This window comes from Microcoleus sp. ARI1-B5, assembly GCF_036705795.1.
Lineage (GTDB): Bacteria > Cyanobacteriota > Cyanobacteriia > Cyanobacteriales > Microcoleaceae > Microcoleus.
Genome location: NZ_JAUBVK010000001.1, coordinates 267,134 through 279,188 on the forward strand (window position 1 = coordinate 267,134; position 12,055 = coordinate 279,188).

8 protein-coding genes are annotated in these 12,055 nt (G+C 47.4%); 6 read left to right on the forward strand and 2 right to left on the reverse strand.

All coding sequences use genetic code 11. The annotated features are described in order from the left end of the window. Window positions 1-134: 134 nt before the first annotated feature. Both crtA and QUB63_RS01280 read right to left on the reverse strand, forming a co-directional pair. Window positions 135-971: a cyanoexosortase A gene (crtA, locus tag QUB63_RS01275; RefSeq protein ID WP_332942950.1), complete on the reverse strand. Its 837-nt coding sequence runs from the start codon at window positions 969-971 to the stop codon at window positions 135-137. 166 nt (window positions 972-1,137) lie between these two features. Further along, the gene (locus QUB63_RS01280; RefSeq protein ID WP_332942951.1) at window positions 1,138-1,809 is read right to left on the reverse strand and encodes a PEP-CTERM sorting domain-containing protein; all 672 of its coding nucleotides are present in this window, start codon (window positions 1,807-1,809) and stop codon (window positions 1,138-1,140) included. Window positions 1,810-2,356: 547 nt separating this feature from the next. Between QUB63_RS01280 and QUB63_RS01285 the strand changes: the two genes are divergently transcribed. The 6 genes from QUB63_RS01285 to QUB63_RS01310 all read left to right on the forward strand — a co-directional run bounded on the left by QUB63_RS01285 (window position 2,357) and on the right by QUB63_RS01310 (window position 11,974). Next, a complete protein-coding gene (locus QUB63_RS01285) occupies window positions 2,357-4,474 on the forward strand; it encodes a thioredoxin domain-containing protein (protein WP_332942952.1) in 2,118 nt (705 codons plus the stop codon). Between the two features lie 460 nt (window positions 4,475-4,934). Further along, window positions 4,935-6,113, forward strand: a complete 1,179-nt coding sequence (locus QUB63_RS01290) for a glycosyltransferase family 2 protein (protein ID WP_332942953.1) — start codon at window positions 4,935-4,937, stop codon at window positions 6,111-6,113. Between the two features lie 58 nt (window positions 6,114-6,171). Beyond that, a complete protein-coding gene (locus QUB63_RS01295; RefSeq protein WP_332942954.1) occupies window positions 6,172-7,638 on the forward strand; it encodes a glycosyltransferase family 2 protein in 1,467 nt (488 codons plus the stop codon). 230 nt (window positions 7,639-7,868) lie between these two features. Next, entirely contained in the window at window positions 7,869-9,113 is a 1,245-nt protein-coding gene (locus QUB63_RS01300; protein WP_332942955.1) for a glycosyltransferase family 2 protein, read from the forward strand. Then, window positions 9,110-9,901 carry an ABC transporter permease gene (locus tag QUB63_RS01305; RefSeq protein WP_332942956.1) on the forward strand — a complete coding sequence of 264 codons (792 nt, stop codon included), beginning with the start codon at window positions 9,110-9,112 and terminating at the stop codon, window positions 9,899-9,901. The genes QUB63_RS01300 and QUB63_RS01305 overlap by 4 nt, the downstream gene beginning before the upstream one ends. Next, window positions 9,902-11,974, forward strand: a complete 2,073-nt coding sequence (locus tag QUB63_RS01310; RefSeq protein WP_332942957.1) for a Wzt carbohydrate-binding domain-containing protein — start codon at window positions 9,902-9,904, stop codon at window positions 11,972-11,974. It begins immediately after the preceding gene. The last annotated feature ends 81 nt before the right edge of the window (window positions 11,975-12,055 follow it).

A 12,055-nucleotide genomic window follows, 5' to 3' on the forward strand; every position in this document is an offset into this window, starting at 1 on the left:
CGATTACCCATTACCCATTACCGATTACCCATTACCCATTACCCATTATCGATTACCAGACACACCTCATATGAGAGCTCGAATTGCTATATGTTAACTACTGTTTGCCTCATATTACCTCAGCTTTAAACTAATTAATTTGCCAATTTTTTACTGCTTTTGCTATCTTTTTTCAACATATATTGATAAAATATCCCAAACAAAATCACCGCAATCATCCCCACCGCCAAAGAACCTTCACCCTCATGCCAATATTTAAATAAATCTAGGCGCTTAGATGCAACTAACACTGCCATTGCTGCCACTCTAAAACCATTAATAATAAAACCACAAGCTATTGCGAAACCTATTACTAAAGCTTTATTTTGTTTAGTAGGAAACATCACCAAACAAACTACAGATAAACCTAATAAGTAATTCATTGCTTCCATACCAGAACATCCCCCATACACAAGCACCCTTCCTGTGGGTAAAGCAACATAATTACCCTCACGCATTACATCAAAACCTAAATACCACAAAGTAACATGAGCAAACTTAGCAGTAAACGAGGTAATAAGATCCGATAAAGGTGATGTAATTACACTGGGAATGCCATGAAAAAATAGTATTACCAATTCACGCCAATATTGTTTTAAATCCTGAAAACCAACCGCAATTAAGCCCAAGCCTAAACCTGACAAAAAAGGTGCTATTCTTAAAAATTGATCGAATTTACTGGAAACCATAGCACTTTTAAATAAAATAAAAGCTATTAATAATGTCCCAGCAACTCTGGATAATATGTCACTTTTTACCCCGCTTTGTTTGAGAATATCCTGCTTGTCCCAAAGTAGGGAACCCACAGCCAACCAAAAAACTAGACTCATATAAAAATGAGCCATATCCCCCAGTTTCCAAAGGAGTGTCATGTTCAGGGTTACTAAAGCTGTGGCGATAATGATTAGCCCAAAAAGTTTTCTTTTGAACATTTTGATATGACTTATTAATTGATTGATTGTATCGTATCATACCCTTTAAATAAAACCAATAGCATCATAAAAAACCTGGTTTCTTTCTGAAACCAGATTTTTAGAGCTATCTAAAAGTTATCATTGTGGGGTCAAGCCATGATGCAAAACCCCTTAAAATGATAGCCTATTCAGCTTTTTGAGCCTGCTCGCGTTGCTTTTTGAACATAGTACCAAAACCAACGGCGGCGGCTGCTGCAAGCATTGTTAAAGGTTCGGGAGTATTTTCAGTGTTGCCGCTGCTGCTGACGAAAGTATCGCTACCGCCATTAATACCCTGCACGTGCAACCCTAGTCTTAAAGTACCAGCATTCAACGCGGAAACTACGTTATTATAATTTCCACCAAAACTCAACCCCAAAACCTCACCTGTTTGGACACCATTTGACGCAGCACCTTGTTTCGTAGCTGAAAAATCAGTAGACCAAGCACTACTAAGGTTCGCACTTTGTGGCATATTAGCAGTTCCATTATTTGCAAAATTAACCGTACCAGTATTACCAGTATTAATGCCAAAGGCGCTCAATAAACTAGAGTTATTACCTGTGTCGAAGTAGACTGAACCAATATATATGCCGGCTACGGATGTATTATTATTGGCAATTTTGAATCCAACGCTGTTGTTGCCAGTGTCTGTGACATCAAAGCTAAAGTCATTAACATAAGAGTCTCCAACCGTATCGCCACCCACGATATTACCAAAGCTGAATGCGGAGGCAGGTGCAGCGGATAAAGCACTAAGAGCAGCGACACCGGCCACAGCTAAAATAGACTTGACTACAGTTAATGTGGATTTCATGATTGATACCTTTATTTTCTAGTTGGCTGGACTTAGTTTTTTATCTTTGACATCTTCAATATAAACGGAAAGACAGGTCAACGCAAGGGGATTTGATAAAGTTTTGATGAAGTTTTTTGGGAAGATGACGAGCCTTGGATTTAGCCAAATTTTGGAGATTGATGACCCCTAGTTAGGTGTTTTCTCTTACGTAGGCAGATGGCGATCGCAGCAGCAGGAACCGCTGTACTCAGCAAAAGAAAAACTGTAACATTTGTTGATTGAATGTTATCCGAGATGATAAACCCATTTTAGCTCTAGATAATTAGCTATAGTGTTAAGCTGTTGTGCATCTAGATTGTGTATGGCGATCGAGGCCGAGAAGGGGAGAGGGAGATAGGGGATAGGGGGAGAGGATTTGACGATTTTCGATCGCCATCGAAATATACAGGTGAAATGCTGTACAGCTTAAAACAGGGCGATAGCCAACAACTCAGGTAAAACAGATCGCGCTAAACTGCTAGAGAACCCACAAGCGCAGTCAGTAAGAGTTAAAGTAGATTTGATTATGGTCAACCGTCTTGCTCAATCCCAAAGCCTGTACCTGCGGAAACACGCCGAAAACCCGATCGACTGGTGGCCCTGGTGCGACGAAGCCCTAGAAACGGCCCTGGGCCAAAATAAACCGATTTTCCTGTCGATCGGCTATTCTAGCTGCCATTGGTGTACGGTGATGGAAGGGGAAGCGTTTTCCGATCGCGCGATCGCCGAATACATGAATTCGCACTTTATACCCGTAAAAGTCGATCGCGAAGAACGCCCGGACATCGACAGCATTTATATGCAAGCTTTGCAAATGATGACCGGCCAAGGCGGTTGGCCGCTCAACGTTTTTCTCACTCCCGACGAGCGAGTTCCCTTCTACGGTGGCACTTATTTCCCCGTAACTCCCCGCTACGGACGCCCCGGATTTTTAGAAGTGTTGCAATCTATTCGCCGCTTTTACGACACAGAAAAGCGCAAATTGCAAGCCTTCAAAGGAGAAATTTTAGACAACCTGCAACAGTCGGCACTGCTGTCAGCAGCAACTACAGAATTAAATCGCGAAATCTTCCAAAAAGGCTTAGAACTCAATACCGGAATTATTGCCGGCAGCAACCCCGGGCCCAGTTTTCCGATGATGCCTTATGCTGAGCTAGCACTGCGGGGAACGCGATTCAATTTTGTTGATTCAAAATACGACAGCAAACAAGTCTGCACTCAGCGGGGCTTAGACTTAGCATTGGGCGGCATTTACGACCACGTTGCGGGGGGATTTCACCGCTACACGGTTGACGCGACTTGGACTGTGCCGCACTTTGAAAAAATGCTCTACGACAACGGTCAAATTGTTGAGTATTTGGCGAATTTGTGGAGCGCGGGCATCCAAGAACCTGCTTTTGAAAGTGCGATCGCGCGGACAGTAGAATGGTTGAAGCGAGAAATGACCGCGCCGACTGGCTATTTCTACGCTGCACAGGATGCCGACAGCTTTACCCCCCCAACCCCCCCTTACCAAGGGGGGGCAACGGGGGGGTCTGAACCGGAAGAAGGAGCTTTTTATGTTTGGACTTACGCCGAACTGGAACAACTGTTAACTGCTGAGGAATTAAGAGAAATTAAAGCACAGTTTGCTGTTAGTCGCAGCGGCAATTTTGAAGGCAAGAATGTATTGCAGCGCCGCCATCCGGGAAAACTCAGCGAAACGGTAGAAACGGCTTTGGCTAAACTTTTTGCTGTGCGCTACGGCGGCCATCCCGATACTGTGAAAACTTTTGGGCCAGCCCGCAACAATCAGGAAGCGAAAAACGACAGTTGGCCGGGGAGAATTCCCGCAGTTACTGACACGAAAATGATTGCGGCTTGGAATAGCTTAATGATTTCGGGTTTGGCGCGGGCGGCGGCTGTTTTTGGGAATTGGGAATATCTAGAATTGGCTGCGAAAGCTGCTAATTTTATTTTAGACAATCAGTGGACTGACGGGCGGTTTCAACGGCTGAATTATGACGGACAATCTGCTGTGGCGGCGCAGTCGGAAGATTATGCTTTGTTTGTGAAAGCTTTGTTGGATTTGCATCAAGCAAGTTTGATGTTAGGAAAGGCCCAAGCAGCACAGCAGTTACCAAGTTCTCAGTTTTGGTTGGAGAAAGCTGTGCAGGTGCAAGATGAGTTTGATGAGTTTTTGTGGAGCGTGGAATTGGGAGGGTATTACAATGCTGCTCAGGATGCTAGCGGGGATTTGTTGGTGCGGGAACGCAGTTATACGGACAATGCCACTCCTGCGGCGAATGGAATTGCGATCGCCTGTTTGGTTCGCCTCGCGCTGCTGGGCCCAAATTTAGAATATCTCGATCGCGCCCAACAAGCTTTGCAAGCTTTCAGCAGCATTGTCCGAGATGCTCCGCAAGCTTGCCCGAGTCTGCTTTCGGCTCTGGATTGGTATCAGCATTCTACCCTGGTTCGTACTTCGCCAGACCAGATTTCGGGGTTGATTTCGCGGTATTATCCGACTGCTGTCTGTCAGATTGAGGCTGATTTGCCTGAAGGTGCGATCGGCTTAGTTTGCGAGTGTTTGACTTGCAAAGAACCTGCGAAAAGCCAAGAGATGCTGTTGGCAGAAATTCAGCAAAGTCAAACGCGGGTATAGAAGGAGAAGGACGCTCAGTCCTTACTACCAACGTTTAGAGAAGGAGAAGGACGCTCAGTCCGAACGATCGAACCAGTTTGTAGTAAGGACTGAGCGTCCTTTCAATGTTAGCCCCCAATTTGCCAAAATCTCGACTAAATCTTCTATCGTCACCTCGAAAGCATGGGCGATTAACACCTGCAATTGACATCAGCCCCGACGTGCGATCGTCTTCGGCGGTAAAAAATATGTCGGAAAAAAACTTGACATCAGCGGGCGATCGAAAGTAAAAATAAATAACAGCAATCACCAAAATGAGGCTTTATGTTTGATTCGCGATCGCCGATCGGCAAGTCGGGCATTGATAAGTCGCTATCTCGGACAATAATTTGGGCTAAAATACATCCGGTAAAATACGGAGAATATCTGAGTTTTTTGCAATAATTTTTCGCAATCTAAAATCTAAAATCTAAAATCTAAAATGGCAACAGCTATTCTCGACCTGGAAATCTCCCAACTCCCGCCAGAAATAGCGGTTGAGGAGCGTTACAGCAAAGCCTTGGTTTTAATTAGACTGCACGGAAAACCGATCGGTCAAGCGACTTTACCGGCAGTCGGAGGTCGCATAGACGGCTCCCAATTGCGGGAAACTCTGATGAATGCTGTGGGCGATCGCCTTTGGAAAAATTGGCTCTACGATGCCCTCGCATGGGACGAACGCGGGCCCGTGCAGGCAATGCCCGCAGCCACTGTAGCGGTTTGCACGCGCGATCGACCGGAAGATTTGCATCGCGCTCTTGAAGCGTTTATGCGACTGCCCGACGACGGTCAGGAATACTTGGTAATTGACAATTGTCCCGCCACGGAGGCGAGCAGGGAACTGGTCGAAAATTACCCAAAAGTCCGCTACGTGCGCGAGGACGTACCGGGTTCCAGCGCTGCCCGCAACCGAGCTTTACGCGAAGCTAAGCACGACTTCGTAGCGTTTACAGATGACGATGCAGTGCCCGATCCGAACTGGCTGCGATCGCTCTTGCAAAATTTTAGCGATCCGCGAGTTATGTGCGTCACGGGGCTGATCGTGCCTTTAGAACTGGAAACAGAAGCGCAAGAATGGTTCGAGCGCTACAGCCCCCACGGGCGGGGCTTCGAGCGCCGAGTTTTTGACGGGGCGCATTGCAATCCGCTGATTGTGGCTCCGGTGGGTGTTTCGGCGAGTATGGCTTTGCGCAAAAGTTCGATCGGCTCGATCGGCTTGTTTGACGAAGCTTTGGGGGCGGGGACGCCCACCGTCGGCGGCGAAGACTGCGAACTGTTTGCCCGCATCTTGCGCGCGGGCTACCGCATCGTCTACGAGCCGAGAGCCTTGAGCTGGCACCGCCACCGCCGCACCTGGCAAGAATTGGAAAAAACGCTGCACGGCTACGGCATCGGAGTCTATGCTTTTTGGACTCGGATGTTTGTCATTAACAGAGAATTCAGTGTGCCTCTATTAGCTTGGGGATGGCTGCGGCACAAACAAATTCCTGAATTAGTTGCTTCTTTGCGAAAGCAACCGGAGTCGGTTCCGAGCGATTTGCTGTTAGCTCAATTGCGGGGCTGTGTCAAGGGCCCGATGGCTTATTTTGCTTCTCGGAAGCAGTTGACAGTTGACAGTTGACAGTTGACAGTTGACAGTTGACAGTTGACAGTGACAGTTGACAGTTGAAAGTTGAAAGTTGAAAGTTGACAGTTGTCAGTTGTCAGTTGACAGTCAATTACCGATTACCGATTACCAATTACCAATTCCCTGTTTTGCCAATTACCAATTCCCAATTACCAATTACCAATTACCAATTACCAATTACCAATTACCAATCAAATCTAATATGAATAGAGAAAATCCAACTGTTAGCGTAATTATTCCCAGTCACAATCGAAGTTCTTCGCTGCGGCGCGCTCTTGATGCTCTGCACTCGCAGACTTATCCGATCGACCTCATCGAAGTTACAGTAGTCGCAGATAACTGCATTGACGATACTTTGGCAATGCTACAAGACTACAAAGCTCCGTTTAAGCTGCACGCGATCGAGGTAAATTGCCGGAGTGCAGCAATTGCCCGCAATACGGGCGCGGCTTCGGCTAGCGGAGAATTGCTGCTGTTTCTCGACGATGATATCGAAGCAATGCCGCCTTTGGTGGAAAGCCACGTTCGCACTCACCAAGAACGTCCTGGCTCTGCTGTCATGGGCCCTTACCCGCCAAAGTTGCAGGGAGGAACTAAATATTTTGATGTGGAAGTGCGCTCTTGGTGGGAAGAAAAATTTTACCAGATGAGCCGCCCCCATCACAGGTTCGAGTACCAAGATTTGCTCAGCGGCAATCTTTCTCTGGACGCAAAACTGTTTGCTCGTCTCGATGGCTTCGATTCGGCTTTCGGGAACTGCGGCGGGGAAGATTACGAGTTTGGGGTGCGCTTGCTGAAAGCTGATGTACCTTTTGTGATGGCTGCTGAAGCTGTGGGCTATCATTACGAACACGAAACTAACAATCTCGATCGCTCTTTTCGCCGAGCTCGTCAAGAAGGGCGATCGGATGTTTCGATCGGTCACCGACACCCGGAACTCAGACCGCTACTGCACATCAAAGACTACGAAATTCCTTATTCTTTAGCAGATAAAATTTTGTCTGCCGTGGCGTTTGTCTGGCCTGCGGGGGTGGATTTGCTGGCGGCGGTACTGAGAAAATCTCTGGATGTTCTCGAAAGTTTGGGGATGCGGACAACTTGGCGGTGGCTGCGGGGAAAATTGCGCGGTTATTGGTATTTCCGGGGGGTGATTGATGAGTTGAAAACTCGATCGGCAATTTCTAGTTTTATGCAAGGTGGGCCGGCCCGCGCCGATTTGAGCGATCGCGAAATTGAAATCGATTTGCAGCAAGGTTGGGAAGCAGCAGAAAGGTTGCTCGACGCTGAACGGCCCGATGGCATTTATCTCTTTTACGGTGAACTTCCTGTCGGCCACGTTCCTCCCAAATTCGGTGTCGAGCCGCTGCGGGGCATCCACCTGCGTTCAATTTTGGCAAATCTCGTGTCGGATGAATTGCTAATTGCGATCGCGGTTAACGGTATGCCCAAAAATGCCGAAACGGCTCTCGAAAACTCTCTAATTGCTTTGGAAAATAATTATGAGTTGGCAGTTAAATAATTGCTAACGGGTAATGGGTAATGGGTAATGGGTAATGGGGATTAACTGGTTCCTTTCGCTGTGCCTGGGAACCCCGATCACTCTTGCTCTGCCTCGGCACAGGATTAGGAGGCTCTTCCTCCGTATATCCGTTACCAGGCACTGCTGGTAACGAGTAAATTACCAATTACCAATTACCAATTACCAATTACCAATTACCAATTACCAATTACCAATTTTAGGATCAATTTATGGGAATAAAACTGCTGAAACTTGAGTTTTCCGAACCGATAAATCCGATTCGCGGACTTGAGAAATATGAAAAAATCCGCATCTTGGTGTGCTACCGGGGAGTGCCTCTAAAATGGGTGGAAATATTGAACGATCCTTGGCAGGCAATTATTCCGGCCGATCGCGTGCGATCGACAATTGTGGCGCAAATAGGCAAGGAATTGGCAAAAGCAATTCTCCCTCTTCAGTTGGGCCTGCAAACAGAGCCGAATTATCCGCTGCCGCCGATTAGTGTGGTCATCTGCACGCGCGATCGCACGGACTTGCTCAAAGGCGCTTTGGAAGCAATTCTTGCCGTGGACTATCCCGATCGCGAAATTATCGTCGTAGACAACGCTCCTTCCAACACCAGCACCGCTGAATTGGTCGCGCGATTGCCTGTACGCTACGTCAAGGAAGAACGGCCAGGATTGGATTGGGCGCGCAATCGCGGCATCGCTGAAGCCAGCCACGAAATTATTGCTTTTACTGACGACGACGTGCGGCCCGATGTCGGTTGGCTGCGGGGAATGGCTGCGGGTTTTGCTGAGCCGGAAATTATGGCAGTTAGCGGTTTAGTCGCGCCGGCGGAACTCGAAACAGAGGCTCAAATTCAATTTGAATTCGGCTATGGAGGAATGCTGCAATACGTCCACAGTTTTAAAGTTGATGGTAGCAAGCTTTCGACGCAGAGCTTGCTGTGGGCGAGCGCTTACGGAGTCGGCGCAAATATGGCTTTCCGGCGTCAAGTGTTCGCGGAAGTTGGGAATTTTGACCCGGCTTTGGATGTGGGGACTCCGACTCGGGGGGCTGGGGATATCGAGATGTTTCACCGGATTTTGGCGAAGGGATACTCGACTTTCTACGATCCGAGAGCTTTTGTGTGGCACGTACACAGGCGCAGCGGCGAGGCTTTGAGTCTGCAGTTAAGGGATAACGGGCGCGGTTTTGGGGCTTATTTGCTGACGTGCGATCGCAACCGCACAGTCGGCCGCCTGGAAATTTTGCATTTTGCTTGGTCTCAGTGGCTGAACTGGTGGCTGCTGCGCCGTTTGAGGCGTCCGGGCTGGTTCCCCCGCAAATTGGTTGTCAGCGAGTTGCTAGGAGCTCTGCAAAGTCCTTTTGCTTACAGGGAAGCGCAGTTGCAAGCCCAGCGGTTGGCTGCTCTCCCGGGCCCAGAATTGCAGGAAGTTGAAGGGCCGATAATTGTTGGGGGTGTACAGTGATAAATGCGGTAAAACTGGTAAATAGGCGCAAAATTGCTCATTTTTTCGATTTGCTGCGGGAGTTGGTCGATCGCGACATGAAACTACTCTACAAGCGATCGACCCTGGGGATTGCTTGGACTCTGATCAATCCGCTGTTGCAGTTGGCTGTTTTTTCTTTTGTATTTCGATCGGTAATTCCGGTAAATATTCCGCAGTTTTCTTCCTTTGCCTTCAGCGGTTTGTTAATTTGGACTTGGACTCAGACGGCGCTGTTTCAAGCGACGGGACTAATTACTGGCAACCTGCCTTTAATCAGACAGCCAAATTTTCCGACCGCTATTTTGCCTGTAGTGACAACTACCACCGGATTGATTCACTTTTTGCTGGCGCTGCCGGTGCTAATTATCTTTTTGGCAATAGACGGAATTCAGCCAAGTTCGGCGCTGTTTGCCCTGCCGCTTTTGATGATTATTCAATTCATTTTGACGGTGAGTTTGGCCTATCCCCTCGCTGCGATTAACGTGACTTTCCGCGACACCCAGCACACTTTGGGCGTGTTGTTGCAGATGCTTTTTTACCTAACTCCGATTTTCTACGACCTCAAAAGTGTACCCAAAGAATTTCAGCCTTTATATCAGTTAAATCCGATGGTGCCGCTGATTGAAGCTTACCGAACAATACTGCTCAAAGGTACGCAGCCGGACTGGCAATCGCTGCTAATTCTTAGCTTGGTTGTGGCTGCTCTTTTGCCGATCGGACTAGGAATTTTTAGACGACAAAGCGATCGATTTGTGGAGGAATTGTAAATGCGTCAAGCTATTGTAGTCAACGGTTTGGGGAAACGTTTCAACCGCTACAGTGCCGATCGACCTCTGACAATTATGGAGGCTGCTTTGTGGGGTTGGTGGCGGATGAAACCGCAGGCGAGTTTTTGGGCGCTGCGGGATGTCAGCTTTACAGTTGCGCCAGGGGAAATGCTGGGAATTCTCGGCAAGAATGGGGCGGGAAAATCGACACTGCTGCAACTTATCGGCGGTATCGGCCGCGCTGAAGAAGGCACGATTAAAGTTAACGGCAGAATTGGCGGTTTGTTGGATTTGGGTGCGGGTTTTCACTCAGATTTAACTGGTAGAGAAAATGTGTTTGTGGGTGCGGTGGTAGCGGGTTTGACTCGCCGGGAAGCAGCGCGCCGGTTCTCTGATATTGTTGAATTTGCGGAATTAGAACAGTTTATCGACAGCCCGCTGCGGACTTACAGCACGGGGATGCGAATGCGGTTGGCTTTTTCGGTGGCAATTCATACCAATCCAGAGGTGTTATTAATTGATGAATATTTGTCGGTTGGGGATGTGGCTTTTCAAACTAAATGTTTGAAAAAGATAGATGAGTTTAAAAATCAAGGAGCCGCGATTGTTTTAATTTCTCACAGTGCGGCGCAAATTCAAAAAACTTGCGATCGGGGTATGTGGCTGCGGGAAGGTAAAATCATGGCTTACGGGGAGACGGAAGTCGTAGTCGGTCAGTATTTGTCGGAAATGCGCTCGGAAACAGAAAAGCGCACTCCCATGCGTCCTCCTGAAACGACAAGTACGGGTTCGCAACTGCGAGTTAATGAAAACCGTTTCGGTTCTTTGGAAGTAGAAATTACGGATGTAAAAGTGTTGCCGGATGAGGAAATAGACAGCGGCGATACTGTTACTGTGGAAATTCATTATTCGGTGCCAAAGCCGATTTCTGCTGCTATTTTTGGCGTGACAATCAGCCGGGAAGACGGTCAAAGTTGTTTTGAGACTAATACTAATCAAATGGGCCGGTTGGTACCGCTGGCAAAAGGTAAAGGCAAAATCCGGCTGCACGTAGACAGGCTGGATTTAGGAAACGGTCAGTATTACGTGAATGCTGGGGTTTACGAGAAGAGTTGGGCCTATGCTTACGATTATCACTGGCACGTTTATCCGCTGTACGTGCGATCGACTGTACACCAAAAAACGATTCTTTGTCCGCCCTACCGCTGGGAGTTTGACGGCAAAATGCAGGTTGCAGATTTGCCAGAAACAACTGACAAAGTTCACGCTTTGAATAAAAATAATCCCAGCTACGCCAAGATTTCCACTCAGTTGAAAAATAAGCAGTCTCCTGACTTTTTAATTCTGGGGGCTCAAAAGTGCAGCACCGAGGCTTTATACGGATATCTAGAAAATCACTTGCAAAATATCAAAGAAGGTGCTAAGCAAACACACTTTTTTGAATTAAATTTCGAGCGCGGTGTTGAGTGGTACAGCAAGCAGTTGACGCGGAGTGTCGCGGGTGACAAGGTGCTGCTGTGGGAGATGACTCCTTACTATATTTACCATCCGTTGGTGGCCGAGCGCGTTTACAAGTGTTTCCCGGATGTTAAGCTGATTGTGATGCTGCGCAACCCGGTACAAAGAGCGTGGATGCACTATCATTTAGAAGTGGCGATCGGCTGCGAAAAGCTGGATTTTGAAAAGGCGATCGCATCTGAACCCGACCGACTGAAAGGAGAAATTGAAAAAATCAAAGCCGATGAAGGTTATTACAGTTTCAATCACCAGCATTATTCCTACTTGTCGCGGGGAATTTATGTCGAACAAATCAAGAATTGGCTCGATTATTTCCCCCGGGAACAGTTGCTAATTCTCAAAAGCGAAGATTTTCAAAAAAATCCTGGTAACGTGTTTTCTAAGGTGTTAGATTTCTTGGATATCCAGGCGAGTGCTGTCAAAGAATATCAGGGTAATAATACTGAGGATTACAGTAATATGCCTGCGGAAATCGAACAAGAATTAACCAATTATTTTAAGCCTTACAATCAGGAGCTTTCCGATTTGTTGAAAGAGGATTTTACTTGGAGTTAGGATGTTTGTGAAACCGCAGATGAACGCGGATTAACGCGGATAAATACGGTAAAACATAAGTTTTGTAGGGGCGGGTTCGCC

Coding starts and splice junctions, on each gene's coding strand:
- crtA (WP_332942950.1), bottom strand. CDS start 971: ATGTTCAAAAGAAAACTTTTTGGGCTAATCATTATCGCCACAGCTTTA.
- QUB63_RS01280 (WP_332942951.1), bottom strand. CDS start 1,809: ATGAAATCCACATTAACTGTAGTCAAGTCTATTTTAGCTGTGGCCGGT.
- QUB63_RS01285 (WP_332942952.1), top strand. CDS start 2,357: ATGGTCAACCGTCTTGCTCAATCCCAAAGCCTGTACCTGCGGAAACAC.
- QUB63_RS01290 (WP_332942953.1), top strand. CDS start 4,935: ATGGCAACAGCTATTCTCGACCTGGAAATCTCCCAACTCCCGCCAGAA.
- QUB63_RS01300 (WP_332942955.1), top strand. CDS start 7,869: ATGGGAATAAAACTGCTGAAACTTGAGTTTTCCGAACCGATAAATCCG.
- QUB63_RS01310 (WP_332942957.1), top strand. CDS start 9,902: ATGCGTCAAGCTATTGTAGTCAACGGTTTGGGGAAACGTTTCAACCGC.